General features: G+C 65.4%; 27 protein-coding genes and 1 tRNA gene. 18 read left to right on the forward strand and 10 right to left on the reverse strand.

From position 1 onward, the window contains the following. Positions 1-62 precede the first annotated feature (62 nt). The 6 genes from VEB62_RS03645 to VEB62_RS03670 all read left to right on the forward strand — a co-directional run bounded on the left by VEB62_RS03645 (position 63) and on the right by VEB62_RS03670 (position 4,062). On the forward strand, positions 63-362 hold the full coding sequence (locus tag VEB62_RS03645; protein WP_324795522.1) for a helix-turn-helix domain-containing protein: 300 nt from the start codon (positions 63-65) through the stop codon (positions 360-362). Between the two features lie 57 nt (positions 363-419). Continuing rightward, complete coding sequence (locus VEB62_RS03650; protein ID WP_324795525.1) at positions 420-965, forward strand: 7-cyano-7-deazaguanine synthase; 546 nt, start codon at positions 420-422, stop codon at positions 963-965. A 98-nt stretch (positions 966-1,063) separates the two neighbouring features. Beyond that, complete coding sequence (locus VEB62_RS03655) at positions 1,064-1,927, forward strand: hypothetical protein (protein WP_324795527.1); 864 nt, start codon at positions 1,064-1,066, stop codon at positions 1,925-1,927. A gap of 3 nt (positions 1,928-1,930) precedes the next feature. Continuing rightward, on the forward strand, positions 1,931-2,866 hold the full coding sequence (locus VEB62_RS03660; protein ID WP_324795530.1) for a CBASS oligonucleotide cyclase: 936 nt from the start codon (positions 1,931-1,933) through the stop codon (positions 2,864-2,866). Positions 2,867-2,970: 104 nt separating this feature from the next. Then, positions 2,971-3,480, forward strand: coding sequence for a hypothetical protein (locus tag VEB62_RS03665; RefSeq protein ID WP_324795532.1), 510 nt, complete (start codon positions 2,971-2,973; stop codon positions 3,478-3,480). 9 nt (positions 3,481-3,489) lie between these two features. Next, on the forward strand, positions 3,490-4,062 hold the full coding sequence (locus tag VEB62_RS03670; RefSeq protein WP_324795535.1) for a hypothetical protein: 573 nt from the start codon (positions 3,490-3,492) through the stop codon (positions 4,060-4,062). A 127-nt stretch (positions 4,063-4,189) separates the two neighbouring features. Here VEB62_RS03670 and VEB62_RS03675 read toward each other — a convergent pair whose 3' ends face one another. Next, entirely contained in the window at positions 4,190-4,897 is a 708-nt protein-coding gene (locus tag VEB62_RS03675) for a recombinase family protein (RefSeq protein ID WP_324795538.1), read from the reverse strand. A gap of 385 nt (positions 4,898-5,282) precedes the next feature. On the opposite strand from VEB62_RS03675, the gene VEB62_RS03680 reads away from it, so the two are divergent. From VEB62_RS03680 to VEB62_RS03695, 4 genes are all read left to right on the forward strand, one after another. Continuing rightward, positions 5,283-5,759, forward strand: coding sequence for an RHS repeat domain-containing protein (locus tag VEB62_RS03680; RefSeq protein ID WP_324795541.1), 477 nt, complete (start codon positions 5,283-5,285; stop codon positions 5,757-5,759). Between the two features lie 11 nt (positions 5,760-5,770). Next, positions 5,771-10,075: an RHS repeat domain-containing protein gene (locus VEB62_RS03685; RefSeq protein WP_324795542.1), complete on the forward strand. Its 4,305-nt coding sequence runs from the start codon at positions 5,771-5,773 to the stop codon at positions 10,073-10,075. A gap of 8 nt (positions 10,076-10,083) precedes the next feature. Next, a complete protein-coding gene (locus VEB62_RS03690) occupies positions 10,084-10,452 on the forward strand; it encodes a hypothetical protein (RefSeq protein WP_324795545.1) in 369 nt (122 codons plus the stop codon). A gap of 308 nt (positions 10,453-10,760) precedes the next feature. Continuing rightward, positions 10,761-11,228: a hypothetical protein gene (locus VEB62_RS03695; protein WP_324795547.1), complete on the forward strand. Its 468-nt coding sequence runs from the start codon at positions 10,761-10,763 to the stop codon at positions 11,226-11,228. A gap of 210 nt (positions 11,229-11,438) precedes the next feature. Here VEB62_RS03695 and VEB62_RS03700 read toward each other — a convergent pair whose 3' ends face one another. The 4 genes from VEB62_RS03700 to VEB62_RS03715 all read right to left on the reverse strand — a co-directional run bounded on the left by VEB62_RS03700 (position 11,439) and on the right by VEB62_RS03715 (position 14,993). Next, entirely contained in the window at positions 11,439-11,876 is a 438-nt protein-coding gene (locus tag VEB62_RS03700; RefSeq protein ID WP_324795550.1) for a hypothetical protein, read from the reverse strand. 115 nt (positions 11,877-11,991) lie between these two features. Next, positions 11,992-12,516, reverse strand: a complete 525-nt coding sequence (locus tag VEB62_RS03705; protein WP_324795553.1) for a hypothetical protein — start codon at positions 12,514-12,516, stop codon at positions 11,992-11,994. Between the two features lie 5 nt (positions 12,517-12,521). After that, positions 12,522-13,556: a tyrosine-type recombinase/integrase gene (locus VEB62_RS03710; RefSeq protein WP_324795556.1), complete on the reverse strand. Its 1,035-nt coding sequence runs from the start codon at positions 13,554-13,556 to the stop codon at positions 12,522-12,524. Positions 13,557-14,171: 615 nt separating this feature from the next. Next, positions 14,172-14,993 carry a hypothetical protein gene (locus VEB62_RS03715; protein WP_324795559.1) on the reverse strand — a complete coding sequence of 274 codons (822 nt, stop codon included), beginning with the start codon at positions 14,991-14,993 and terminating at the stop codon, positions 14,172-14,174. 133 nt (positions 14,994-15,126) lie between these two features. On the opposite strand from VEB62_RS03715, the gene relB reads away from it, so the two are divergent. Beyond that, the gene (gene relB / locus VEB62_RS03720; RefSeq protein ID WP_324795562.1) at positions 15,127-15,351 is read left to right on the forward strand and encodes a type II toxin-antitoxin system RelB family anti-toxin; all 225 of its coding nucleotides are present in this window, start codon (positions 15,127-15,129) and stop codon (positions 15,349-15,351) included. A 23-nt stretch (positions 15,352-15,374) separates the two neighbouring features. Then, the gene (locus VEB62_RS03725; protein ID WP_324795565.1) at positions 15,375-15,629 is read left to right on the forward strand and encodes a helix-turn-helix domain-containing protein; all 255 of its coding nucleotides are present in this window, start codon (positions 15,375-15,377) and stop codon (positions 15,627-15,629) included. 353 nt (positions 15,630-15,982) lie between these two features. On the opposite strand, the gene VEB62_RS03730 is transcribed toward VEB62_RS03725, so the two are convergent. The 3 genes from VEB62_RS03730 to hemC form a co-directional block, all read right to left on the reverse strand. Beyond that, positions 15,983-16,058: transfer RNA gene (locus tag VEB62_RS03730), tRNA-Thr, on the reverse strand. Between the two features lie 42 nt (positions 16,059-16,100). After that, a complete protein-coding gene (locus VEB62_RS03735) occupies positions 16,101-16,781 on the reverse strand; it encodes a uroporphyrinogen-III synthase (protein WP_324795637.1) in 681 nt (226 codons plus the stop codon). Then, on the reverse strand, positions 16,778-17,728 hold the full coding sequence (gene hemC, locus VEB62_RS03740; RefSeq protein ID WP_324795567.1) for a hydroxymethylbilane synthase: 951 nt from the start codon (positions 17,726-17,728) through the stop codon (positions 16,778-16,780). Before hemC ends, VEB62_RS03735 begins: the two co-directional genes overlap by 4 nt. A 43-nt stretch (positions 17,729-17,771) precedes the next feature. On the opposite strand from hemC, the gene tsaD reads away from it, so the two are divergent. From tsaD to VEB62_RS03755, 3 genes are read left to right on the forward strand one after another with little or no spacing between them, the layout of a single operon-like run. Continuing rightward, entirely contained in the window at positions 17,772-18,908 is a 1,137-nt protein-coding gene (gene tsaD, locus VEB62_RS03745) for a tRNA (adenosine(37)-N6)-threonylcarbamoyltransferase complex transferase subunit TsaD (protein WP_414641978.1), read from the forward strand. A 16-nt stretch (positions 18,909-18,924) separates the two neighbouring features. After that, the gene (locus tag VEB62_RS03750; protein ID WP_324795573.1) at positions 18,925-19,923 is read left to right on the forward strand and encodes an NAD(P)H-dependent glycerol-3-phosphate dehydrogenase; all 999 of its coding nucleotides are present in this window, start codon (positions 18,925-18,927) and stop codon (positions 19,921-19,923) included. Then, entirely contained in the window at positions 19,920-20,306 is a 387-nt protein-coding gene (locus VEB62_RS03755) for a Rieske (2Fe-2S) protein (protein WP_324795577.1), read from the forward strand. The genes VEB62_RS03750 and VEB62_RS03755 overlap by 4 nt, the downstream gene beginning before the upstream one ends. 7 nt (positions 20,307-20,313) lie before the next feature. Here the strand turns inward: VEB62_RS03755 and VEB62_RS03760 are convergent, their stop codons facing one another. Continuing rightward, positions 20,314-20,841: a YbjN domain-containing protein gene (locus VEB62_RS03760; protein WP_324795579.1), complete on the reverse strand. Its 528-nt coding sequence runs from the start codon at positions 20,839-20,841 to the stop codon at positions 20,314-20,316. A gap of 54 nt (positions 20,842-20,895) precedes the next feature. Further along, positions 20,896-22,008, reverse strand: a complete 1,113-nt coding sequence (gene zapE / locus VEB62_RS03765; protein WP_324795582.1) for a cell division protein ZapE — start codon at positions 22,006-22,008, stop codon at positions 20,896-20,898. Positions 22,009-22,175: 167 nt separating this feature from the next. On the opposite strand from zapE, the gene VEB62_RS03770 reads away from it, so the two are divergent. From VEB62_RS03770 to VEB62_RS03780, 3 genes are read left to right on the forward strand one after another with little or no spacing between them, the layout of a single operon-like run. Then, complete coding sequence (locus tag VEB62_RS03770) at positions 22,176-23,222, forward strand: aspartate-semialdehyde dehydrogenase (protein ID WP_324795586.1); 1,047 nt, start codon at positions 22,176-22,178, stop codon at positions 23,220-23,222. A 37-nt stretch (positions 23,223-23,259) separates the two neighbouring features. Next, complete coding sequence (gene rarD / locus VEB62_RS03775) at positions 23,260-24,189, forward strand: EamA family transporter RarD (RefSeq protein WP_324795589.1); 930 nt, start codon at positions 23,260-23,262, stop codon at positions 24,187-24,189. Positions 24,190-24,216: 27 nt separating this feature from the next. After that, a complete protein-coding gene (locus VEB62_RS03780; RefSeq protein ID WP_324795590.1) occupies positions 24,217-25,707 on the forward strand; it encodes an MFS transporter in 1,491 nt (496 codons plus the stop codon). Positions 25,708-25,721 lie beyond the last annotated feature (14 nt).

Genomic DNA, 25,721 nt, shown 5'->3' on the forward strand with positions numbered 1-25,721 from the left:
CCAGACGAGTTGCACGAATCGCTCTCCTTGCGTTCTATGCAGAATATTGCATAAAACCTGCCATGGCCACCCGCATTGATCAGGAGCGCGTCAAAATCCTTCTCGAAAAGAGCGGGCTAAATGACCGTCAGATCAGCGAACATCTCGGGACAAATCAGTCGACCGTCTGGCGACTCCGTCATGGAAAAATATCCAAAATAGACAAATATATAGAGCCACTTGAGTGCCTGATCCCTGGGTACGTCGCTCAGGGCAACCTCGCGGAGCTATCTGACTTGGCGGAGCAGTCTCCAGCGTTCCGGGCCGTGCTTGAGTCTCTAATGCGTTTTATGCATGAATGCTCGCCCACAGCTGTAAAGTAGGCGGCGTTGCGAGAATAAACCCCAAGCTGCATAGTCGCCCCCTCGGGGGGGATGATTGTGACCACAGCACTGGTGCTACTCAGCGGCGGCTTGGACTCGGCGGCATGCGCCTATGTGCTCAAGCAGCAGGGGCTGGCCGTGTCCGGGCTGTTTGTGGATTTCGGACAGGCTTCGGCGTCGCGCGAACGTGAAGCGTCCACCGCTGTCGCCAAGACGCTCGGCATTGACCTCACAGTGCGGTCGATAGGGCCGTCCTATGCGCTCGGCGAGGGAGAGTTGTCGGGGCGAAATGCCTTGCTGATTTCGCTCGGTGTCTTCGAGCTCGGCACGCGCGCCGGACTGGTGGGGATCGGCGTGCATGCTGGAACACGCTACTATGATTGCTCGGTGCCCTTCATCGAAGCGATCAACCAGCTCGTGCAGGAGCAGACTGACAGCAGGGTCGCCGTCACCGCCCCCTTCGTCACTTGGACGAAGACTGAAGTGTATCGCGTCTTCCAAGAGAGCGGCTTGGCCGTCGAGAACACGTACAGCTGTGAAGCGGGCGCGACGCCTTGTGGAACCTGCCTGTCCTGTCAGGACCGTGCATCACTCAAATGCTAGCAAAAAAGCGCCTTATCACCGGCATCGCGGGCGGACGGACGCCCATGCTTTTGCCCGCTCTGTCGAGCAAAAGCGGCCTTCCGGCTGTACCTGACTCCATGCCCCGGTTTTTTCCGGAGCTCTTGTCAGGCGCCACTTTGATCAGCGCTTACGACATCTTCTATCGTCTGGTTGAAATCCCAGAATTCGCGCCGGTGATTTTTCTTGACAGCGGCGGTTACGAGGCCCTCCGCGACGCCCAAGCGGCGCAACATGGAGACCGTCGGGGCGTCGACAACACTCCTTGGAACGAAGAGGCCTACCGGAACGTGCTGGAGGAATTTCCGCTGCATCAACCGGTCGTCGCCGTGAGCTTCGATCACCCGGATCATCCCATGTCGCTGGACCAACAGCTGGATCGAGCTGATCGACTATTTCCTAACCGCGATGGTCTCTTGAGAGAGTTTCTCATCAAGCCTGACCCCGGTGGTGATTTCGTAAGCCTTGAGGTCATCAAGCCGCATCTGCCGCGACTGGTCCAATACCCAATCATCGGCGTCACAGATAAGGAGCTTGGCGATTCACTTTTTGAGAAAATGCGAACCGTTGCTCGTCTTCGTTACGCGTTGGACGCGATCGGAAGCGATACGCCGATCCACGTTTTTGGTAGTTTGGATCCGCTGACGGCCCCGCTCTATTTTATCGCAGGCGCCGACATTTTCGACGGACTGGCCTGGCTCAAATTCGCCTTCGACGCGGGCCGCGCCATCTACCCTCAGAACTTCGAAGCCGTGGAGCTGAGCACACGCAAAAATACGCAGGTCAATCTGACCCGCATGTGGGCGCACAATTACTATAGCCTCTTGAAATTGGAGAGCGCGATGCGGCGGTTCCTACAAGCCGAGGACTATTCCCACTTCGGGGAGAACGCCCCCCTGCTTCAGCAAGCGTGGGTCAGTCTCTCCGAGAGCTTGGAGGACTGACAGATGGGCGGCAGTTCAAGCGGAGGAAGCAACTATCGAGGGCTGTCCAGCTCCGCCGTTCCGGCGCGCCCAAGCGTCGAGGACGCGGCGGTCGAAGCCTTTCAAACCGAACTTGGGGAACTGCTGGCGACCCTGCTCGCCAGCTACAATCAGCGCGACTATGCGCTAGTCGAAAAGCGGGTCGAGCCGATCGTCGAGGCGCTCTGTGGCGAATACTCCGGATCGATTGAGCGCCTCTTCGGAGGGTCCGTCGCCAAACACACCTACGTCGATGGTCTGAGCGATATTGACTGCCTCATCACCATCGACGGTAGCGACCTAGCCGAGCATACCCCGGGAGCCGCCCTCAGGAAGATCGCGAATATGGCTGCTGAGGTTTCATCCGGCGCCACGGTGACTGTGGGCCGGATGGCCGTCACGGTCAGCTTCGCGGACGGCATGGAAGTCCAGTTGCTGCCGGCCATGCGCGGGGATGACGGAAAGGTCTCAATTCCGACGAGCGACGGAAAGGGATGGTCCACGGTCAACCCGCAAAATTTCCGCGACGCTCTTGTTCGGCGGAACGGAGAATGTGGCGGCAAACTGGTCCCGACAATCAAGCTCGCAAAAGCTGTACTCGCCAGTATGGATTCCGATCTGGGACTGAGCGGCTATCACGTGGAAAGTCTCGCGATCGAGGCCTTCCGAGGGTACAGCGGCACCAAGTCCACTGCGGCGATGCTACCGGCATTTTTTGAGCGTGCGAGGACGTTGGTCCTCGAGCCCATCAAGGATTCGACCGGCCAGTCGATCCATGTGGATTCCGACCTCGGCCAAGCTCACAACGAACAACGACAACATGTCAGCCTCGCCCTCGGTCGGATCGCGCGACAGATGCGTACGGCCTCTGCGGCCGCTTCCCGCGATCGGTGGAGTGACTTTTTCGGACTGGGCGAGTGACAGAAGACGCGACGACAACACGGCTCAAGACCATCAAACGGATCGCTGATCAGAGTTGCAGCGCTCACGCTCACCTCCGGGATCAGTACGCGGGCCAAGCCTTCATGTTCGATCTGATCATATTGAGCGCCTCGGCATGGACCTTAGCCCTCTCGTTTGCTGACGCCAGAATCGCTGCACTGCTTGCACCCTTCGAGATGTCGCCCGTCATCTGGACCGGCTTGATGGGCGTGGCGATCTTTATTGCTACGTTGGCACAGCTCAAACTCGATCTGAAAGGGCGGTCCGATAGTCACAGGCGGGCCTGCGAAGCGCACGCCAGCGTCAAAAAGTCAGCGGGAGACGCTCTTCGACAAGAGGGCGATGATCCCGCCCGTTTGAAAGAGGTGGAGGCACAGTTGGGGCTCGCGGCCGCCATAGGGGTGCCGATCCCGGAACAAGAGTTCGTCCGCCTGAAGCGAAGACATCTGCAAAAGGTGGCGCTGAGCCGGCACCTCGACGACCAACCGTTTGCGTCGCCGACCCTCGTAAGTCTTTCGTGGTGGTGGCGGGACAATTTTGGCAAGCCCAAAGAGCTTGGCGCAGGGGCTGCGGACGACGCGCCCAAGACGTAAGCGGGACGCATGGAAAATCCCTACCAAAAGGCTGAACTCAAACCTCACTATCTCGATCGGGAGGCATGCCGCATTAAATGCTTCGATGTCTTCAACATCATGTCAGCCAGCGTTGCCCTGGCTGGCGAGTACGAAATGGCGGAACCTGAAGATCCCGTCGAACCCTCCGCGATGTTCAGCCTGCACCATCGCTTGGCAGAACCCCGTCTATCCCAGCTGCTTCTCGATATCGCAGTGTTCGTGCGGACGTTTGATGATGTGATGAGCGACGCTGCACCTGACGCCTACACCGAGTTTGCGAGTGGGACAGACGGTGCGAACTTCATCGGCGTTCTGGACGGCGGTGACCTGCGCCTCCGTGAGGCGTGCAACAAGATCATCCACGCGACTGACTTCCGCCCTGTATACGAACATGTCGATCGGGAGGTTCCGAACCAAGAGCTGCAGCGTGTTTGGCATCTCGATGGGCAAATCGAATTGGGGGGAATGCTGGGTAAGAAGCAGTGGCAGGCTACGCTCTTCGTCGAGAATTTTTTGGAAACAGTTCTCGACCGACTGGAGTTTGAGCCGGCGGGGAAATGATCGGTATTGAGTGAAATCGTTCATCCCGAGCGTCACTGCAGATGCCCTTCACGACCGGCGGCAATGCAACGATTAAGGAGCATGAACGTCGCCTTCTTGGAGGAGCGCGTAAGTCCGCGGACGGCGCTTACCCGACGTACCTTGCCGCTGTTGATGGGTACCAGCATCCTCCTCGTGGACTCGCAACGCCGCGCCGATTGAGCTCGATGGCGATGGCGTAGGAACTCGTGTGGCCGCTGGCTTTGATCGCCTGAACTGTAGTGGCTATGTCGGCGGTACGTCGGCGAATGCGGAGAGCTTTGGCTTCTCGGGCAAGGGTCAGGTCACCCACTCGGCTGCCAAACGCGATCGAGCCGTTTGGATTACCTAAACGATGAACCGAACGGCCGGTACGGGCAGAGACATGAACCTCTCCGCGATCGATCTTTTGCTTGATCGCCGCCAGCGCCTCTTTGGTGCGGCGGGAGATCGCCTCGCGTTCGGCCTGGGCGATGACGGCTAGCACGCCGATAGTCAGGTCATTTGCATCAGGCACATCGGCAGCAAGGAAGCGGACGCCGCTATCGCGGAGCGTCAGCAGGAAGGCCGCATTGCGGGACAGGCGGTCCAGCTTGGCGATGACGAGGGTAGCGTGCGTGATGCGGGCGTGATGCAGGGCCTGCGCCAAGACCGGCCGGTCATTTCGCTTGCCGCTTTCGACCTCGGTGAACTCGGCCAGCATCGTCATTTCACGCTGGCGGGCAAGATCGGCGACGGCGGCCTTCTGGGCTTCTAGGCCGAGGCCGCTACGGCCCTGCGCAGCGGTGCTGACGCGGTAATAGGCGACTGCCTTCATCGACCCTCCGAGGCTGGCTTAGCGTTTCGGCAAACGAGCGTTTGTCGAAACGGCCCTTCCACCTTGGGCGAGGGCTTCTCAACGGCCTTGCGGGCTCTCACCGCCGGAAAGTGCTTAGTTCATCGCCATCATGCGGTTCTGCGGCTTTGGTTCGCCGGTGCGACCGGTCGGTGTCGAAAAGACACGAGAATCCCTTTGGTGGGCCTCTCCTCAGATTGCGACCGAACCTGGCGCACTCGCCTGTTAGTTGACGAGCTTCACCGTTCGTGCGCCCATTAGGGGAAGACGCGGTTGATGGAGGGGGCTCTTGTCACACGATCGTCGAACCACTCTTGGACGCCTTTTGGCAGGGGGCGCCCTCCTCGCTTTTCTGCCTCGCGCTGCAATGGCGAGGGACCCGGAGGTCTACGCCTATGATGCGCTCGGCCGGCTGACCAGCGTCACCTACGACAACGGCGACGTCCTATATTACGTCTACGATGCCGCCGGGAACCGAACACAGGTGCAACGCAACGGCACGCCGCCCGCGCCCCCCTCGCCGCCAGGTCCGCCGACACCGTCGACCCTCGCCGTCGGCGTCACTGCCACCACGTGGCTGAGCAGCCCCGTCACAGGAGAAGACCCGCCGGTGGCCGCGCTCGTGAGCGGCGGGGTGCCGCCCTACTCCTTCACGTGGCAACGTGTGAGCGGGCTGGCGACGGTTCAACCGAACACGCCTAACGCCAGTTGGACCGAATGGGTCTGGACGGGCTCGAATCCCACGCCCCCGACCAAGCAAGCGACTTGGCGGTGCCGCGTCATCGATGCGGCCTCGACGACCGTCTACTCACCGAACGTGGTCGCCACGATCGACCTGAGCTGAGAGGAAGCGACATGAACCTTTCAGCGAAATCGTCGGTCGCCTTAGTTGCCGTTCTGGCGGTTCTTGGCTTTGCGCTCTCGGCACAGGCTCAGACCGCCAAGGGGCCGCAGGCGCCGGAACATTACACGCTCGATGCCAACCACATCGATGTGGTGCAAGGCACCTACAACTACTCTGCCACCGACGTCACGATCGGACCGGAACAGGGTGGACTGTCCTACACCCGCATTAGCTCTGGCGAGAGCCAGCGCAGCAACCTGGACGGCCTGATCGAGGTGGAGCTGGCCGGATCGGGCCCGGGTTACGACATCTGGGCCTATTCCGTCAGCATCGGCGGGCAGAAGGGCTTCTATCAGAACCTCAGCACCAACTCGCCCACGGCGACCATGACCGCCAAGAGCGAGGACGGGTCGACGCTGACCTACAACGGGTCGAACCAGTACACCCACGTCGACTCCTCCGGCACGGTCAGGCTGTTCAGCACGGCCTATGCGGTCCCAAGTTCTGGGAGTTCATCTGCCATCTCAGGGCCCGGCGGACAGATCACGCAGATGACCGCCCCGGATGGCACGCGAACGGACTGGCACTATCGGACGGCTACCGTCGGGACGACGAACGCCTATCGCGTCCAGTCGGTCACCAACACGCGCGGGTATCAGATCAAGTTCGAATACGCCTTCAACGGCACGCCCACGACGACCGCCCAACTGACATCATTCCAGGAGCTGACCAGCGCGCGCGGCATCAACAACGCCGTCGATTATTGCGACCCGAACGCCGACGCCTGCTCCGGCTTCACCGAGACGTGGCCGGTCGCGACCTATGCCTATTCCACGGCGGGCTCAAACAAGCGGGTCGACGTCACCAACGCGCTCGGCCAGACGAGGGGGTACGTCTACCAACCCGGAATCGACGGCGGCTACCTGCTGAACACCATTGATTGGGCCCAAAGCGGGCGGACGTCCACCGTACTGACCTACGACACTGTCGGCCGGGTTGCGACCTACTCCGACGGCGGATCGGCCTGGACCTATCTGTTCGAGGATTCCGGCCTCAACTTCCAGAACACCACCGTTACTGACCCCAACGGCAACCAGACGCGCTACCGGTCGCGACTGCGGATTGGTCCGAACCCCGGGCCGACGGGCGACGTCACTGCCATCAACCGGCTCAACTACATCATCGATCCGGTCGGCAACCGCACCGACTTCGACTACGACGCTCAGGGTCGCGTCATTGCCGTCCAAATGCCCGAGGGCAATCGGATCGAGTACACCTACGACGCGCGCGGCAACATCACGCGTAGCCGCCAGACCGGCAAATCGCCGAGCACCGATCCTAACCTGGACGTGACGGCGACCTATCCGACGACGTGCACCTATGCCGTCACATGCAACAAGCCAACCTCGATCACGGACGCGCGTGGTGCCACCACCGACCTTTCGTGGGACAACACCCACGGCGGCCTTCTGACCGAGACGCCCTCAGCCCCCACTTCCGGCGCTGTGCGGCCCCAGACCCGCATGAGCTATAGCCAGGGCACCGCTTGGTACCGCACGTCGTCATCGGGCTCCTTCACCCAGGCGGCGCCGATCTGGTTGCCGATCTCGACCTCGGCCTGCGCCACGGCGGCGGTGCCCAGCCCCGGCTGCGCCGGCACTTCGGATGAGGTGCTGTCCACCACCGGCTATCAGAGTGGCTCCGCCTCGGTCGCCTCGAACCTCTTGCCTGTCACCACGTCGAGCGGTGCGGGTGACGGCTCCCTGACGGCGACGACCACCTCGACTTGGGATGCGCGCGGCGACCGCAAGACCGTGAACGGTCCGCTCAGCGGAAGCGCCGACACGACTTGGTACGCTTATGACGCTCTGCGGCGTCAGGTTGGTGTTATCGCTCCCGACCCGGACGGCGGTGGCTCGCTGGCCTTCCCGGCGACAAAGACGCTCCACGACGCCGACGGGCTGGTCACTTCGGCGCAACAGGGCACGACTACAGGCCAGAGCGAGACGGCCTTCGCCGCCTTCACCCAGCTCAGCCGCGTGGACACGGCCTATGATAGTCAGGCCCGCAAGGTGACCGACACCCAAGTGGTTGGAACCGGCACAATCGGCCTGACGCAGTACAGTTATGACGCTGGCGACCGTCTCACCTGCACAGCCGTGCGGATGAACCCCGCCGTTTATGGATCGCTCCCTTCGTCGGCCTGTACGCTCGGGACCGCCGGCTCGTACGGCGACGACCGCATCACTCAGAACACCTACGACGCGGCCAACCGGCTGACGCTAGTTACCTCAGCCTACGGGACGTCGCTGGCCCAAACCACGCGGGCCAACGCATGGACCGCAAACGGGAACCTGGACTGGGTGCAGGACGCCAATCGAAACCGCAGCAACTACACCTACGACACCTATGATCGGCTTTCGCAACTGAACTTCCCATCGACCACGCTGGGTGCCCAAGGGTCGAGCTCCACCGACTATGAAGCATACGGCTACGACGCCAACGCCAACCTCACGTCGCGTCGCCTAAGAAGTAACGACACGATCACCTATACCTACGACGCCCTGAACCGAGAGACAGCGAAGACCGTCCCGGGCAGCGGCACCGCGAACGACGTCTTCTCGACCTACGACAACCTCGGTCGCCGCCTTTCGGCTCGGCATGATAGCACCTCGTCGACCAATGCCGTGATCTGGACCTGGGACGCGCTGGGCCGACCGCTGACTGAAAGCACCTATGGCCGCACTCTGACGTCGACCTATGACCTCGCTGGACGGCGCACGTCGCTGACCTGGCCATCCAGCGTGCTTCAGGCCAAATATGACTGGGATCTCGCCAACCGCATGGTCCTGACGTGGGACAATGCGGGCTCGCCGGATGGGAGCTACCTTTTCGGCGCCTACGCTTACGACAATCTCGGACGCCGCACGGTCCTTCAAAAGGGCGGCGGGTCGAGCACCTGGAGCTACACTGCCAACAGCCGCGACTGGTCGCTGACGGTGAACCTCGCTGGCACGACGAACGACGTGACCTACGCCTTTGGGTTCAATCCGGCTGGACAGGCGATCACGCGCTCGGTGTCTAACTCGGCCTATCGCTATGCGCCGCCGACCGTGAATCAGAGCTACACTCGGGACGGGCTCAACCGCTACACGGCGGTCGGCGTGGCCAGCTTCAACTATGACGCTCGTCAGAACCTCACCAGCGACGGCTCGCTGACCTATGGCTATGACCTTGAGAACCGCCTGACCTCAATTACTGGCTCGCCCACCCTTACATTGGCCTACGATCCGCTAGGCCGGCTCCACCGGGTGACCACAGGCGGCGTCACCACTGACTGGTTGTGGGACGGCGACAAGCTGGTGGCGGAATACAACGGCTCGGGAACGCTCACGGCCAGCTACGCCCACGGCCCCGGCCCCGACGAACCCTTGGCCGTCACGGCGTCCGGCGTACGGCAGTGGTTCCAGGCCGACCACCAGAACACGACGGTCGCCATGGCAGACAACACTGGTACGATCGTGGGTTCTCCCTACGTCTACGACGCTTATGGCCAGCCCGCCGGCGGCATCTATTCAGGGCCTCGGTTCCGCTTCACAGGTCAGATGAGCCTGCCCGGAGCCCCTCCGCTTTGGCACTACAAGGCGAGAGCTTACGCGCCGGTGATTGGGCGTTTCCTTCAGACCGACCCGATCGGGTACGAAGATTCCCTAAATCTATACGCCTACGTCGGCAATGATCCGTTGAACGCAACAGACCCAACCGGACTATTCTTCGACGACTTCGACATGTGGAACGAAATAGGCACGCTGGGAGAGAGTACCAACCAAGATCCTGGCGCAGAAGCGCGACGAGAGATTGCCGAACAACGTATCTTGGAAGCGTGCGCCGGTAGCAATGATCCTCATACTTGTGTGTGGCTTGAGACTGAGCTTCTCAACCAGCAAGAGGCGATGATCGCGGGCTTGCAGCTTGATGTCATGCTGGCGATGTACGGAGGACGGCTGGGGCTAGGCGGAAGGACACGAGTTACTAACCTGTCAGCAGCAAGCCTACGGGTTCCTGGCGTATCAGTTTTTACGGCCAAGTTAGCAGTGAGAGGACCGGTAGCTATTGTGCGCGTCGAATTGGTCGAAGCATCAGGCGCAAGTCTTGCTGGGGGCGTGAATGCTCTAGCAGACCTGGCTCGATCGCAGGGGGCCCGCTATCTTCGAATTGAGGGCACCCTCGCGAACCCACGGCTTTATGACGTCTTGCGTTCTCGATATGGCCTTGCCACTAGAGGAAGTCGTGACTTCTTCTATGTACCTCTCTGAGAATAAAAATGTCCTCTGAACGTCATTTCGCTAAGTATATTTCAGCCTATCCTCACAAGGGGCTGAGGCTGGGCGATAATTCTGAATCGAACGATCGACTCGGCGAACTAAAACTTACCGAAAAAGGGCAGGTATTGGAGATATTCAAGGACAGAATCTCTATTGCCGGTATATTCAGCCTCGGATACGACTCAATAGTTGAGGTTAAGACGCATATTGGCGGAGCACTGCGCAATTGCAATTTCATAGAAATAGTTGATAGGGCGGGGCGGAGTTATAAGCTTTCACCGAGCGGTGCCGATCAGGTTTCTTACCTTCTTGCTTCTTTTCTTAAGGCGGCTTCGCTTCCTTTTCGTCGTGCTAGGGATCGCGATTAGAGTGATAAAGGTAGAAGCCGAGGCCTCGGGGTGATTTGAGCGGGTCGGCCTCTAGCCTGAGTAGCCGACGGACCGAGATACCGCCGCCCCACTAGATGAAATAGGGCGGGATATCAGTGAGATGGTTCCAGCCGGTCAGCGAGAAGCAAACGTGCCCGATGCAACGTTCGACCAGCTGACGACGTGTCTGTCCGACGGGCGGTAGCGGTGTTCGAGGTGGGACAGACGTTTCGGACTCCTGCAACGAGCCCCCGTTGTTCTCGGCGACAGTTTGCTGGAAGCCGCCCTCACCAACAGCGGAGGTCGGCATGAGCGTTCTGGACAAACTTGAAGTGATCGATGGCGTCGAGCGGCAGCGGGGTTATGATCCTGTCCGGGTCCGCCGTCGCAAACTGGCGGAAGGGCTGGCGGATCAGCTGAAACTGCTCGACGCCATCGATGGCGGCGGCACCTATCAGAAGGTCTGCGTCCGCCGCCGTCGTGATCTGGAGACCGACGAGGTGCAGACGGCGGAGGATCGTCGGTCTGTGTCGCCTTGGTGGTGGATTGACGACGGGGGCCAGGTGCAGTTCGCCCTTCGCTATGGGTCGGCTCGCCTGAAGGTCAAGGACGGCAAGGACACCTTCGTGCTGCCGACCCTGAACGACCTGCGCCAGCTCCTCCCGCCGCTCAGGCAGGAGGTGCTGACGGGGGCGCTGGACGCCGCCTTGGCCGAGGCGGCGTCCGGACTTCAAGCCCGCTTCGCCACCAACAAGGCGGCGAAACCCAAGGCTTGAGGTTTAGACGCTGACCAGCGGAACGCCGGGGCCCTCAAGCTCCGGCGCTTTCCGTCGCGGGGGCCTGGACAACGGCGCTGGGCAGTCCTCGGCGAGACCGCAGTGCACGGCGGCGGCGAGGTCAGCCAATCTCATCTCGCCGAGCGGCAGGGCCCGCAGCCGGCGCTCGAACGGCAGCAGGGGTCGATCGAAGAACACCCGGGCGACGATTTAATACGCGGCCCGGGCGTCGGCCGCCTCTGCCGCCAACACCTGCATGGAGCAGGCGCTATCCGTCAGCCACCATCGCTCGTCGATGACGGCCAGATCGCCCTCGGGCAGGGCGACAAATAGGGGAGCCCGGAACGGCGTCAGGGCCTGATCGAGTTCACCCGCCAGATGATCGGAGGCCTCACGGAGCGCTCGCCGGGACTCAAAGCAGGTCACGAGCTGGGCCGTCCACGGCCGACCTTCGCCGTCGAAGGTGATGGTCAGCTCCTTCTCCGCCTCATCCCAAGGACCGCTTACGGGCGAGCAAAGCGTTTCGACCCGTCCTTCCTCAGTGATGGGATGAGGTCGCTCGTCCCAGTAGGCCCAGGGCAGGTAGGTCTCCAGCCGGGTTCGGCAGTCGTCCGCCCGGATGTTCAGCAGCCAGTCCAGTGTGCTCATTCGTCGTTCCTCGTTTGGGTTAGAAAAGGCCGCAGGCGGCCGCATCCGGGCGGCGGGATGCCGTCCGAATTGGGGAAGACCGGTTGGTCGGGAGTTCAGGAGCCTTGGGGAGGCTTCAGCAGAAGAGGTCGTCCAGCGGCCGAGTGGTCAGCTCCGCCACCTTTGGCAGGAAGGAGGCTTGCGGCTGGAGGAAGGATCGGGAGACCTCCAGCGTCCGGTTGGGAAACCTGATCTTGCGCTGCCGGGTGGTGATGGTCAGCCGCTCATATTTGGCGAGCTTGAACGTCCGCCAGCGCAGTTCCCCCATGCCGTCCCTCGGCGAAAAGGCACGCTCGTTGTAGGTGCGCTTGAAACCTTTCTGGATCAGGTCCGAGAGGTCATAGAACGCTCCCTCGCCGTCCAGGTCGCCGCCGAACTCGCCCTTCCATATGACGCAGCTGATCTGGTCATCGAGGTTGAAGATGAAGCTGGTCTGCCCCTTGCCTCCCAGATGGAAGTCGAAGGTCCGCAGTACATAGCGACGGCAGCTCTCGTCCGGCGCTTCGGTCTCCCGGGCGTCGTCTCGCTGGCCGATAAGGCCTTGGCGAGTGGTTTGCGCCTTGGCCGACCTGATAAGGTCGTAAAGCGGATTCACGTTCACAGGCTTCATGCGCAGCTCCCCTTGGCGACGACGGGCGACACGCCGTCGGTGAGGAAGCGGGTGGGGCGGCGGAAGCTGTGCAGCTTGTCCCGGTTGAGTTCGGCGGTGAGCGAACTGGCGTAGAAGCGGTCGATCATCTCGACGCTGGTGCGGGCTGTCCGGGCTAGCGTGAGCAAGTCGAGATCCTTGGCGTGCAGCAGCCGCAGCGTGATGGCAGTGTGCCGAAGCGAATAGAGCGAGTGCTCCACCCCCTTGGTCGACTGCAGCAGGCCTGCGTGTTTCAGGACCAGGCGGAACTGGCGGCGAACGAGCTCATGGGCGTAAGCCCGTTTCTTCTTCGACGGGAGGAAGACGTAGTCGTCTGGCTTGCCGAAGCCGGCCTTGCGGTGCCGCTCGATGGTGCGCTGATAGACGGGCACCGCCACCGGCATGGAGATGATCGGGGCTTCGTGGCCCTTGGACGACGGGGCATCGATCCGCAGGTATGCCGGACCATCCGCATCTTCAGGTACGACGATGATGTGCTCGTTCTTTAAGGCGAACACGTCGCCCGGCCGGGTGAACGTGTTGACCATGAAGGTCACGATGGCCCGCAACTCCCAGTCCACCCGATTGCCCTTGAAGGCGATAACGGGCTTGCCCTTCTCCACCTGCTTCAGCGTGGTGAGCAGCTTCGTATAGGTGGCGGCGGTGAATGCCGGGCGAGGACTTGGCTTCTGCCCCTTTCGAGGAATGGCCGGCATCTGACGGATCAGGCCGTCGTCGTGGGCCATGCGGAGCGTCTTGCTGACGAACGACATGACCACCAACACGGTGGCCTGCTTGAGACCCTTGGCCACCAGTTCATCACGGAAACGCCGCAGCATCGCCGAGTCGATGTTGGCCAGCGGTGTGTCGCCAAAGAACGGAGCGCAGTGACACCGCAGCCGGTCCTTATAGTCCGGGACCAGGCGGGCGCTGTTCTGGCCCATCCGGACTCGGGCCTCTCCGTCCCGAATGAGGGTTTCGGCGGCTGTGATGAAGGTGTGTTTGGGTTTCATGCAGGACTCCGGGCAGCGCCGGGCGAGCCCGGTGCAGGGTGGTGATCAGGTTGTGGGGCGTGTGGGGTGGGGCGGTCGGTTATGCGGTACTATGGGACCGCATATGGAGATCAGCCGAGAGGCTGGGAGCGATTGGACCGTGCGAGATCGTCGGCGCTGACGACAGCCCCGGTCGGGGGGATCACAGGGAGTTTTGTCGGTGCGTTCGGGTTGTCGTTCCCTGCGCAGGCAACGACATAATTGTTGGCTGTGGGCTTGCTTGGAGATTTGACCATTGTGACCTCGTGATTGCGGGGAGGCGCATTTAGGCCAATCGTCTTGAATAAACCAGACGCGGAAATCAGGTTTCAGACTTGCGATGCACTGGCGAAACAGTGACCACATTCAGCAGGAATGACACCTCATGTGGGTTTTGGAAGTGCACCACAGCAGGAATCGAAATGGCACCTAACCTTTATGAAGTAAGCCGTTTGTCAGAGTCCGGTTTAATCAGGCAGGACAGTGGCGAGGGCCGTTGACTGCGCTGGGCTCCGGCGATCGTCGGAGAGCCGGTTCAAATCGCCGGAAAATCGATTCTACGCCGTGGCCATAAGCCGAACCGGCGAAGGGGCGATCTCACCAGTTACAGCCGTGGCGAAGGGCCATGGTCAGGACCTTCGGCGGAATGCCCGCCTCTTCCACCGTCGTCTCGACGCCGGCACGGCGTACATCGGACCATGATGTGTTGACGCTGTCCTCGCAGGTGAAGCTGACGTTAGCCGTGACGTCGACCGGACGCTCGGTCCGAATGGTCATCGTGCGGTGTGTGCCTTCGGAATGAACGATGCGCCCCCGCCATTCCGCCAGTCCTCCTTCGGGGAGAGGCTCGGCATGGAGGAAGACGCTGCCACCGTCCCCGCCTCCAGTGCGGGCCGCAGCCGTCATCTGCCGCCCTTCCGCAAGGAATGCCCTGGCGACCGAACGGATCGCATCCTCCATCGGTGTCAGATCATCCACCTCGATGAGGAGGTCGGCTTTGTCGATGGTTGGCTGGACTGAATAGGTGATCCGGCCGGCGGCCGGCGGATTCTCGCCGAACGAGGCGATGTAGTCGGCGCTACAGGTCACGCTGCTGGTGGCGAGATCCACGCTTTCAAGCGTGATGTTCTCAAAATCGCTGCTGAGGTGTTCGAGGAAGAAATCACCGTCCTCAAGTCCGGGCTGGAGTGAAGAAAAGCCTCGCTCCAGCACGTCTTCGACCGAGACCATCGCCGCTATCGTCTGGGTGACGGAGAAGTGGCCGCAGGCCCGGCCGTCTCCTTGCGCCAGCCAGCGCACGGGCTCGCTGATGTCGACGCCGCCATCTGCGCCCTTTTGCGGGGCTTCGGGTTCCGTGCAGGCGCCAATGCTCAGGCTCAGGACAATGGCCGCACCAGCAACCCAAGACGATTTGGACATGCTTTTCCCCCCGTTCGATTGAGGGGCCGCCTTCCGCCCGATCTCGACCACGGGCAACGAAGCACTCAATCCGAATACATATTATAGTTGATAAACTTGGCCGTGCGGGGAGGTCAACGGTGGCCGCATGGACATGCGGCGGCTGCTCGGCCGAAATGTGAGGAAATGCCGGATCGAAGCCGGCCTGACGCAGGAGCAGCTATCCGAGCGGTCCGGCTTCAGCCAGCAGTACATCAGCGACATGGAGCGGGGTCTTCGCAACCCCACCATCGTCAGCCTCTACGAACTCTCCCAAGCCCTCGGCACGACCCCTGTTGTCTTGATCACGCCAGACGGGGAAGCGGCCGCCGAAGGCTGACGGTCAGCCTCCTGGAGGCTGCCATGTCCAAAGACTTGTCGGATGCGGAACGGTTCAAGATCGCCGTCGGCCAGAGGGCTTATCTCTGGCGACTGGCCGCTGGTCTGGGACGGTCGGAGTTGGCCGCAAAAGCAGGCGTGTCGGCCGACTACGTGTATCGACTGGAACAGGGTTGGGCGAACCCTCGCCTTGACACATTGCACCGTATCGCCTGCGCCCTCGACACGCCGCTTGAGGAGCTACTCGCCGTCAGCGAGGAGGAGATACGTCTGGTCTGAATCCCTACGTCCAGACCAGACGGACGCTGTTGAGGCGGCTATGGCTTCCGGCGCTTGAAGCAGACCTTCTGGGGCGTCGATTGAAAATAGGTAGCGAACCCGGTCTCAGCCTGAACCCACCGTGGCGGTTTGGTGTTCAGGTACGGTCCATTCGACCAATAGGTCCATGACCGGGTGCTGGGCGACATAGGTCCGACCATCGCCTCCAGCTCCGGGTACGACAATGTGACCTCGTCGCCCTTAAAGGCATTCAGATAGTCGACGAGAGGCTGGTACTTCCTCGGCTTCGGCATCAGACCCACAATGACAACGCTTGGTGCCGCTAGTCGGAGTCGAGCTCCCGAGGAAGATGGTGGTGCCGCTTAGGTGACTCGAACACCTGACCCCCGCATTACGAATGCGATGCTCTACCAGCTGAGCTAAAGCGGCCTTGGCGCGGCGGATGGAGCCCGCCCGCGCGAGAGGCGCTCTTTATACGCGGGGCGCGGGCTTGCCAAGCGCCTCGACGAGCGCCGCCTCAACCGGGCGCGCGCCGACGCGGATTTCCAGTCCCGCTGTCTGGCGCAAGGGCGCCGCGGCGGCGTCGGAGATGGCCACGGCGGCCTGTCCGGCGAACGGGCCCAGCGCCGCCACCGCGCGCGCGGCGCGGACGGAATGGATCAGGACAGCGTCGAAAGCCGCGGGCGCGGCGGCGCCGGTTTCGACCGCTTCATAGATCGGCAGGGCCCTCGCCTCGACGTGACCGGACAGCAGCGCCGGCAAGTCCCCGGAAGGCTCGAGCGCGCCGGGAACCAGCACCACCCCTCCGCGCGGCGCGGCCCCGCTCAGGAGCCGGGCCAGATCATCGAGCGCTCCGGCGGCGGAGCGGACGGACGCGAACCCCGCCGCCCGGGCGGCGTCGGCGGTGGCGTCCCCGACCGTGAACACCGGCAGGGCGCGATCGCCCGACAGGGCCGCGAAGGCGTCGACGCCGTTGCGGCTGGTGAAGGCCAGGGCGGCGATCCCGTCCAGGTCCGGCTCCGGTTGCGGGATCGGCCGGATGGCCAGCAGCGGCGCCGCCACCGGCTCGAAGCCGGCGGCGGCCAGGCGGGCGGCGGTGCGCGTCGCGCCGGGCTCGGCGCGGGTGATCCAGACGCGGCGGATCGGGCTCAGAGGTGAACTCGCTGGTCGCCCGCCGCAGCCTGCACCTCGGCCCCCAGACGCAGGCCGAGGGCGCGGGCCTGCGTCCTCGCATCCGCCGCGTGGACGTCGCCGATCTCGCCCGCCCGGCGCCAGCGCGCGGAGCCGTCGGGGGCCAGCATCTCCGTGGTCAGCCGCAGCCGGCCGGCGGCGATCTCGGCGTGAGCCCCGATCGCCGTGCGGCACGATCCCTCGAGCGCCGTCATCGCCCCGCGCTCCGCAGCCACGGCCAGGGCGGTCGCCGGATCATCCAGCGCCGCGACCCAGGTGGCGCCTCGATCGTCCGTCCGGGTCTGCAGCGCCAGGGCGCCCTGGCCCGGCGCCGGCAGGAAGGCGTCGAGCGACAGCCGCTCGCGGATCGCCGCCTCGAACCCGAGCCGGTTGAGGCCGGCCGCGGCCAGCAGGATGGCGTCGAACTCGCCGTCGGCCAGCTTGCGCAGCCGGGTGTCGACATTGCCGCGCAGCATCTCGATCGACAGGTCCGGCCGCAGCGCCAGCGCCTGGGCCTGGCGCCGCAGCGAGGCCGTGCCCAGCCGCGCCCCCATCGGCAGGTCGGCGAAGGCGGCGAAGGCCTCGCTGACGAAGGCGTCGCGCGGATCCTCGCGCGTCGGAACGGCGGCGATGCACAGGCCCGTCGGCTGCTCGGCCGGCACATCCTTCATCGAATGCACCGCCACGTCGACGCGGCCCCCCAGCAGCGCCTCCTCGATCTCTTTCGTGAACAGGGCCTTGCCGCCGATCTCCATCAGGCGGCGATCCTGCACCCGGTCGCCGGTGGTGACGATCTCGACCAGCGGCACGGCCTCGGCCAGATCGGCGTCGGCGACGCCCAGGGCGTGGCCGATGGCGCGCTGCATCATGCCTGACTGGGTCAGGGCCAGTCTGGAGCGACGCGTGCCGATGCGGACGAGAGGAGCCATGAGAGCCGTTGCGCCGGGGGGTCGGGGTCGTTACCTCGACCCGATGGACAGGTCCGCCGACTATAGCAGCGAAGGGAGCCGGGCAACCGCGACTGCCGGCCGCGTGCTGACGGTGCTCGGCCTGGAGACCAGCTGCGACGAGACCGCCGCCTCGGTGGTGCGGCTGACCCCGGACGGCGCGGCGACGGTGTTGTCGTCGGTGGTGCACAGCCAGATCGACGACCACGCGGCCTATGGCGGGGTCGTGCCGGAGATCGCCGCCCGCAGCCATGTGGAGATGATCGACGGCGTCGTCCGCCGGGCCATGGCCGACGCGGGTCTCGGATACGACGGCCTCGACGGGGTCGCGGCGACGGCCGGGCCGGGGCTGGTCGGCGGGGTCATGGTCGGCCTCAGCTACGGCAAGGCCGTGGCGCTGGCGCGGGATCTGCCGCTGGTGGCCGTGAACCATCTGGAGGGCCACGCGGTGTCGGCCCGGCTGGGCGCGCGGGTCGACTATCCCTTCCTGCTGCTGCTGGTCTCGGGCGGCCACTGCCAGCTGCTCGAGGTGCGCGGCATCGGCGACATGACCCGGCTGGGCACGACCATCGACGACGCCGCCGGCGAGGCCTTCGACAAGATCGCCAAGGCTCTGGGCCTCGGCTATCCCGGCGGCCCGGCGCTCGAGGCGCTGGCCGAAACCGGCGACGGGGCCCGATTCGACCTGCCGCGGGCGCTGCTGGGCCGCAAGGACTGCGACTTCTCCTTCTCCGGACTCAAGACCGCCGCCTCGCGCCTGGCCCACGCCTGCGAGACCGGTCAGGACCGCGCCGACCTCGCCGACGGCGTCCAGACCGCCATCGCCCGCCAGCTCAGCGACCGCTCCGACCGGGCCATGAAGGCCTATGCGGAACGCCACGATCACCGCCTCTTCGTCGTGGCCGGCGGCGTGGCGGCCAACCGGACGATCCGCTCGACGCTCGAGGCCGCCGCCGCGAAGAACGGCTTTGCATTCCTCGCGCCTCCGATGGCCTATTGCACCGACAATGCGGCGATGATCGCCCTGGCGGGAGCGGAACGGTTGCAGAAGGGTTGGGTCTCCGACATCGACGCCATCGCCCGTCCGCGCTGGCCGCTGGATGAAAAGAGCGCGCTCGCCGACCCGGCCCACAAGCCGGGCCGCAAGGGCGCCAAGGCCTAGAGGTTCAGGGACAGGTATGGAATTTCGCACAGCGGGAGTGATCGGCGCGGGCGCCTGGGGCACGGCCCTGGCCCAGGTCGCGGGCCGGGCGGGCCTCGACGTCCTGTTGCAGGCGCGCGAGCCCGAGGTGGTCGAGAGCATCCGCGCCCGCCGCGTCAACGAGGCCTTCCTGCCCGGAGTCACCCTCGACGACCATGTCGCGGTGACTGGCGATCTGGCCGATCTGGCGTCGTGCGACGTCATCCTCGCCGTGCCCCCGGCCCAGCACATGCGCTCGACCCTCGCGGCGTTCGCGCCGTATCACCGCGCGGGTGTTCCCGTGGTGCTGTGTTCCAAGGGCATCGAGCGCGGCTCGCTCAAGCTGATGACCGACGTGCTGGCCGAGACCCTGCCGGCCGCGCCCGCGGCGGTGCTGTCGGGCCCCAGCTTCGCGGCCGAGGTGGCCCGCGGCCTGCCCAGCGCCGTCACCCTGGCCTGCGCCGACGAGGCCCTCGGCGAGGCGCTGATGGAGACCCTGTCGGCCCCCGCCTTCCGCCCCTATCTGGCCACCGACCTGGTCGGGGCCGAGGTCGGCGGGGCGATCAAGAACGTGCTGGCCATCGCCTGCGGCATGAGCGAGGGGCGCGGCCTCGGGCGCAGCGCCCACGCCGCCCTGATCACCCGCGGCTTCGCCGAAATGACCCGGATGGGCGTCGCCCTGGGCGGCCAAGCGGAGACCGTCGCCGGCCTGTGCGGCCTCGGCGACCTGGTCCTGACCTGCTCCAGCCCGCAGTCGCGCAACATGAGCCTCGGCCTCGCCCTCGGCCAGGGCCAGAGCGTCGAACAGGCGCTGGCCGGCAAACGTTCGGTCGCCGAGGGGTATGAGTCCGCCCCCGCCGTGCGCGAACTGGCCGCGAGGATGGGCGTCGACATGCCGATCTCCCTCGCCGTCGCGGCCCTGCTCAACGGCGAGACCACCGTGCAGGAGGTGATCGAGGACCTGCTGTCCCGCCCGCTCAAGGTCGAGCGCCATTGAGCGAACCGGCCGCCCCCGGCGCATCGGAACGCAAGCGCGTCTGGTCCACCCCGCCCAATGTGCCGCTATGCCCCGAGACCGCCCTCTCCGACCCCGGGGCGCGCAGTTTCGTGCTGCAGATCGGCGAGGCCTTCTTCCATGGCTTCGTGGTGCGCAAGGACGGCCGGGTGGCGGGCTATGTCGACCGCTGCCCGCACCAGGGCTTTCCCCTCGCCCTCGAGCTGGACCGCTATCTGACGCCCGACGGGTCGCTGATCCTGTGCGGCTGGCACGGGGCGGTGTTCGAGCCGCTGACCGGCGAATGCACCGGCGGTCCCTGCGCGGGCGGACGGCTGACGCCGTGGCCGGTCGCCGTGGCCGACGGGATGATCCGGACGGTCTGAGCCGTCCCTATTCGGCCGCGGGCGCGGGGGCCGCGAAATAGCCCACCGTCGTGCCGAAAGCGCCGACGAGCTCCAGCCACAGGGCCGTGGGCTCGGTCAGCTGCTCGACGTCGCCGCTCGCGATCAGCACGTCGTACTGGACCACGGCCGTGCTGTCCCCGCCCGCCTCGCCGGGGGCGAAGAAGGCCTTGAGGAAGCGGCGGTCGCGGTTCCAGTCGTTGACCAGGGCCTGGGTTATGGTCGGATTGGAGAAGCTGGCGGCGTACTGGATGTCGCTGCACACATCAGCCTGACAGCCGTAGAAGAAGACCTGCCACGTCATCGGCCCGTCGGCGATGTTGATCCAGGTGTCGCCGCCCTGGCGGTTGATCGGGCTGACGTTTCCGCCCTTGGAGGTCAGCCAGGCCCGCACCGCCTCGATCGGGAGGCCGGGGCTGGGCGCCGCCTGGACGGGGACGGCGGCCGATGCGAATGCGGCGGCGGGCGCGGCGAAGGCCATCACGGCGGCGGCGGCGAGGGTCGCGAAACGGATCATCGTGGTCTCCTGCAGGCCTTCACCTATCGATGGATGAACGGCGAAAGCAAGGCGTCAGTCCCGCTCGCGCGCCAGCCACTCGGCCCCGCCCATCTCGTTCAGCCGCGACACCGTCCGCTCGAACTCAAACGCCCCGACGCCCTTGCGGTACAGGGCCTCCGGGGCCGCCTCGGCCAGAACCACCAGCCGCGTCCCGGCCTCATAGAGGGCGTCGATCAGGGTCACGAAGCGCCGCGCCTCGTGGTGATTGGACGGGCCGAGCACCGGCACGTTCTCGACGAACAGGGTGTGGAACCGTCCGGCGATGGCCAGATAGTCCTGCGGCCCCAGCGGCCGGCCGCACAGCTCGTCGAAGGTCGCGCGCGCCAGCCCGCCGTCGGTGCGCTCGATGACCACGTCCCGGCCGAGCACGGTCAGATGCGTGGGCGCCTCGGCCTGCTCCCCCTTCAGATCCGACCATAGCGCCTCGAACCCGGCCCGCGCCGCCTCGTCCGGAGGCGTGAACCAGACCCGGTCGCCCATCAGCCGGTCCAGCCGCCAGTCGCGGGCGCCCGCCACCGACACCACTTCGCAACGCGCCTCGATCAGGTCGATGAAGGGCAGGAAGAGCTCGCGGTTGATCCCGTTCAGATACAGCTGGTCCGGAGCCCGGTTCGAGGTCACCGCCAGCACCACCTTCTTCTCGAACAGGGCCTCGAACAGCCGGCCGAGGATCAGGGCGTCCGCGATGTCGGTGACCTGCAGCTCGTCGAAACACAGCAGCCGCGCCTCCGAGGCGATCAGCTCGGCCACGGGCCGGATCGGATCGTCGCCTTTCGACTGGCCGAACACCGCCTTGCGCGCGTCCGCGTCGCCCTCGCGCCACTGCCGGATCAGCCCGTGCACCCGGGCCATGAAGGCATGGAAATGGGCCCGCCTTTTCCGCGGCTCCGGCGCGCAGGCGAAGAACAGGTCCATCAGGATGGACTTGCCCCGCCCCGGCGGCCCCCACAGATAGACTCCCCGCAGCTCCGGGCGCCCGCCCAGCAGGCCTCCGAGCGGCCCCTTGCGGCGCAGGTCGATCTCCAGCCGGGCCAGCGCCTCGACCACCGGAACCTGCGACGGATCGGGCGTCAGCCGGCCGTCGGCCAGCCGCTTCTCATAAGCAGCGCGAATGCGTGATCCCATCGATCTCGGGCTTGGCACAGCCCGCCGCCGCTGAAAAGCGATTGCTTCGCGGCTGCGAAAGCCCACATAGAACCATCGTCGTCCGGCACGGTCGGCATTACCCAATCTTGCGCTCAAGCAGCGAGGCTCCGCGAGCCGAGCGTAGCGCGTCCGAAGGACAGAGTAACATGGGCTATCGCGTCGCTATCGTGGGCGCCACCGGCAATGTCGGCCGGGAGATGCTGAACATCCTCGAGGAACTCGAATTCCCCGTCGACGAAATGCACGCCGTCGCCTCGCGCAAATCCAAGGGCGTCGAGGCCGCCTGGGGCGACAAGGTCATCAAATGCCAGGACATCGAGGGCTTCGACTTCTCGAAGATGGACATCGTGCTGATGAGCGCCGGCGGCGACGTGTCGCGCCAGTGGTCCGAGAAGATCGGCAAGGCCGGCCCCATCGTGATCGACAACTCCTCGGCCTTCCGCAAGGACCCCGACGTGCCGCTGATCGTGCCCGAGGTGAACCCGGACGCGATCAAGCTGGCGCGCAAGAAGAACATCATCGCCAACCCGAACTGCTCGACCGCCCAGCTGGTCGTCGCCCTGAAGCCCCTGCATGACGCGGCGAAGATCACCCGCGCCGTGGTCTCGACCTACCAGTCGGTGTCCGGGGCCGGAAAGGCGGGCATGGACGAGCTGTGGAACCAGACCAAGGCCATCTACGGCCTCGGCGACGCCACGCCGAAACTGTTCCCCAAGCAGATCGCCTTCAACGTCATCCCCTACATCGGCTCGTTCCGCGACGACGGCTACACCGACGAGGAAGCCAAGATGTGGGACGAGACCCAAAAGATGCTCGACCCGTCGATCAAGCTGACCGTCACCTGCGTGCGGGTGCCGGTCTTCGTCGGCCATTCGGAATCGGTGACGCTGGAGTTCGACCGTCCGATCTCGCCCGACGAGGCCCGCGCCATCCTGCGCGAGGCGCCGGGCGTCATGGTCATCGATAAGCAGGAGCACGACGGCTACATCACGCCGGTCGACGCCGCCGGCGAGCACGCCGTCTACGTCTCGCGCATCCGCAAGGATCCCACGGTCGAGAACGGCCTGTCGCTGTGGATCGTGTCCGACAACCTGCGCAAGGGCGCCGCCCTGAACGCCGTCCAGATCGCCCAGCTGCTCGACGAGACGGGCGTGATCAAACCGTCGTCCGGATACCGCTCGATCACCGTCTGACCGTCCGCTCGCCGCTCCCCCGGCGAAGGAGATGACCATGACCACCGTCACCGGCTCCGACCAGGGCCGCGCCGCGCTCCTGTCCGCCTTCGGCTGCTACGTCCTGTGGGGCGTGATGCCGCTGCTGTTCATGGGCCAGGCGGCGATCGGCTTCGATGCGCTGGAGATCCTCGCCCACCGCGCCCTGTGGGCCGTGGTCTTCGCCGGCCTGCTGGTCTGGCTGGCGAAGCAGGGCGGACAGGTCCGCGCCGTCTTCACGTCACCGAAGACCCTCGCCTGGCTCGGCGCCTCGACGGTGCTGATCGCCGTCAACTGGGGCGTCTACGTCTGGGCCACCACCCACGGCGCCACGCTCGAGGCCAGTCTCGGCTACTACATCAACCCGCTGCTCAACATGATCGTGGGCCTGTGGCTGTTCCGCGAGAAGATCGACCGCTGGGGCTGGGTCGCCATCGGCCTGGCCGCGGTCGGCGTGCTGTTCCAGGCGCTGGCCCTCGGCCGCCCGCCGTGGATCTCGATCGTCCTGGCGCTCAGCTTCGCCAGCTATGGCGTGATCCGCAAGCGCGTGCCCATCGACGCCCAGGCCGGCCTGCTGGTCGAGTGCCTGCTGCTCGTGCCCTTCGGCCTGGCCTGGGTGCTGTGGCTGCAGCATACCGGCGCCGGCGTGGCCTTCGACAGCCCCGGCAACGCCCTCTGGGCCTTGGCCAACGGCCCGGCCACCGTGCTGCCGCTGGCCCTGTTCGCCTGGTCGGCGCGGCGCCTGCCGCTGTCGACCATCGGCTTCATCCAGTTCCTCGCCCCGACGCTCCAGTTCGCCGTCGGCGTCTGGGCCGGCGAGGCGCTGACGCCGCTGCGCATCCTGTCCTTCGCCTTCATCTGGGGCGGGGCCGCCGTCTTCGCCGCCGCCGCCTTCTTCCGCGTCCGCGCCGCCCGGCAGGCCTTGAAGGACGCCGCGGAACCGGCCTAGCTTCCGCTCCCCGTCCCGGAGCGCGCCATGGCCGACGCTGATCAATCGTTGTCGGCCGTCCGCAAACGCTGGATTCTCGTGGCCACCGTGCTCGGCTCCAGCCTGACCTTCATCGACGGCTCGGCGCTGGGCGTGGCCCTGCCGGCGATCCAGAACGACCTCGGCGCCGGACCCGCCGCGACCCAGTGGGTCTCCAACGCCTATCTGCTGACCCTCGGGGCCCTGGTCCTGATCGGCGGCGCGGCCGGCGACCGCTTTGGCCGGCGCAGGGTGTTCCTGATCGGGGTCGCCGTCTTCGCCCTCGCCTCGATCGCCTGCGGCCTCGCCTCCACCGTCGAGCTGCTGATCGCCGGACGGGCGGTGCAGGGCGTCGGCGCGGCCCTGCTGACTCCCGGCGCCCTCGCCGTGATCGGCTCGGCCTTCCCGCCCGACGAGCGCGGCAAGGCCTTCGGGACCTGGGCCGGGGCCGGCGCCATCTTCGGCATGATCGGGCCGCTGGTCGGCGGCTGGCTGGCCGACACCGCTGACTGGCGCTTCATCTTCTGGATCAATGTGCCGCTGGCCGTGCTCACCACCGTCATCACCCTCAGGGCCGTGCCCGAGAGCCGCGACGAGAGCGCCCGCGGCCTCGACTGGCCGGGCGCCCTGCTGGCCATGACCGGCCTGGCCGCCCTGACCTGGGCCCTGACCGCCGCGCCCGATCTCGGCTGGAGCGATCCGCTGGTCCTCGCCGGCCTCGCCGGCGGCGCGGCCTTGCTGGCCGCCTTCCTGTGGGTCGAGGCGCGCGAACGCCATCCGATGATGCCGCTGGGCCTGTTCAGATCGTCCGTGTTCAGCGGAATCAACCTGTTGACCCTGCTGCTCTATTTCGCGCTCGGCGGGGCGATGTTCTTCCTGCCGTTCGACCTGATCCGGGTGCATGGCTGGAGCGCCACCCTGGCCGGCGCCGCCATGCTGCCCTTCGCCGTGATCATGGGCCTGTTCTCCGGCCTCGCCGGCAAGATGGCCGACCGCTTCGGGGCGAAGCTGTCCCTGAGCCTCGGCCCGGTGCTGGCCGGCGTCGGCCTCGCCCTGCTCGCCCTGCCCGCGCCCGGCGCCGGCTATGTCGACGGGCCGCTGGCCGGGATGACGATGATGGCTGTCGGCATGACCCTGGCCGTGGGTCCCCTGACCGCCGCGGTCATGGGCGCCGTCCCGCCCGGCCACACCGGCGTGGCCTCGGGGATCAACAACGCCGTGGCCCGCGTCGCCGGCCTGCTGGCCATCGCCCTGCTCGGCGTCATCCTGTCGGCGGTGTTCACGGCCCAGGCCGCCAGCCCCGACGCCCGCGCCCTGCTGGGTCAGGTCATGGGCGGCGCCGATCTCGAGCCCGCCGCCCGTGACGCCTTCCACGCCGCCTTCCGCGCCGTCATCCTGACCTGCGCGGGCCTGGCGGTCCTGTCCGGCGTCATCGGCGGCCTGACGGCTCCGGGGAGGAAACACGGCGCCTCTCCCTCCCGCTCCCACGCCCGAGGATGACGGCGGGGTAGGGG

Source organism: Brevundimonas sp., from assembly GCF_035626975.1.
In the GTDB taxonomy this organism is placed as follows: Bacteria; Pseudomonadota; Alphaproteobacteria; order Caulobacterales; family Caulobacteraceae; genus Brevundimonas.

Coding starts and splice junctions, on each gene's coding strand:
- VEB62_RS03645 (WP_324795522.1), top strand. CDS start 63: ATGGCCACCCGCATTGATCAGGAGCGCGTCAAAATCCTTCTCGAAAAG.
- VEB62_RS03655 (WP_324795527.1), top strand. CDS start 1,064: ATGCCCCGGTTTTTTCCGGAGCTCTTGTCAGGCGCCACTTTGATCAGC.
- VEB62_RS03660 (WP_324795530.1), top strand. CDS start 1,931: ATGGGCGGCAGTTCAAGCGGAGGAAGCAACTATCGAGGGCTGTCCAGC.
- VEB62_RS03665 (WP_324795532.1), top strand. CDS start 2,971: ATGTTCGATCTGATCATATTGAGCGCCTCGGCATGGACCTTAGCCCTC.
- VEB62_RS03670 (WP_324795535.1), top strand. CDS start 3,490: ATGGAAAATCCCTACCAAAAGGCTGAACTCAAACCTCACTATCTCGAT.
- VEB62_RS03675 (WP_324795538.1), bottom strand. CDS start 4,897: ATGAAGGCAGTCGCCTATTACCGCGTCAGCACCGCTGCGCAGGGCCGT.
- VEB62_RS03680 (WP_324795541.1), top strand. CDS start 5,283: ATGGCGAGGGACCCGGAGGTCTACGCCTATGATGCGCTCGGCCGGCTG.
- VEB62_RS03685 (WP_324795542.1), top strand. CDS start 5,771: ATGAACCTTTCAGCGAAATCGTCGGTCGCCTTAGTTGCCGTTCTGGCG.
- VEB62_RS03690 (WP_324795545.1), top strand. CDS start 10,084: ATGTCCTCTGAACGTCATTTCGCTAAGTATATTTCAGCCTATCCTCAC.
- VEB62_RS03695 (WP_324795547.1), top strand. CDS start 10,761: ATGAGCGTTCTGGACAAACTTGAAGTGATCGATGGCGTCGAGCGGCAG.
- VEB62_RS03700 (WP_324795550.1), bottom strand. CDS start 11,876: ATGAGCACACTGGACTGGCTGCTGAACATCCGGGCGGACGACTGCCGA.
- VEB62_RS03710 (WP_324795556.1), bottom strand. CDS start 13,556: ATGAAACCCAAACACACCTTCATCACAGCCGCCGAAACCCTCATTCGG.
- VEB62_RS03715 (WP_324795559.1), bottom strand. CDS start 14,993: ATGTCCAAATCGTCTTGGGTTGCTGGTGCGGCCATTGTCCTGAGCCTG.
- relB (WP_324795562.1), top strand. CDS start 15,127: ATGCGGCGGCTGCTCGGCCGAAATGTGAGGAAATGCCGGATCGAAGCC.
- VEB62_RS03725 (WP_324795565.1), top strand. CDS start 15,375: ATGTCCAAAGACTTGTCGGATGCGGAACGGTTCAAGATCGCCGTCGGC.
- hemC (WP_324795567.1), bottom strand. CDS start 17,728: ATGGCTCCTCTCGTCCGCATCGGCACGCGTCGCTCCAGACTGGCCCTG.
- tsaD (WP_414641978.1), top strand. CDS start 17,772: ATGGACAGGTCCGCCGACTATAGCAGCGAAGGGAGCCGGGCAACCGCG.
- VEB62_RS03750 (WP_324795573.1), top strand. CDS start 18,925: ATGGAATTTCGCACAGCGGGAGTGATCGGCGCGGGCGCCTGGGGCACG.
- VEB62_RS03760 (WP_324795579.1), bottom strand. CDS start 20,841: ATGATCCGTTTCGCGACCCTCGCCGCCGCCGCCGTGATGGCCTTCGCC.
- zapE (WP_324795582.1), bottom strand. CDS start 22,008: ATGGGATCACGCATTCGCGCTGCTTATGAGAAGCGGCTGGCCGACGGC.
- VEB62_RS03770 (WP_324795586.1), top strand. CDS start 22,176: ATGGGCTATCGCGTCGCTATCGTGGGCGCCACCGGCAATGTCGGCCGG.
- rarD (WP_324795589.1), top strand. CDS start 23,260: ATGACCACCGTCACCGGCTCCGACCAGGGCCGCGCCGCGCTCCTGTCC.
- VEB62_RS03780 (WP_324795590.1), top strand. CDS start 24,217: ATGGCCGACGCTGATCAATCGTTGTCGGCCGTCCGCAAACGCTGGATT.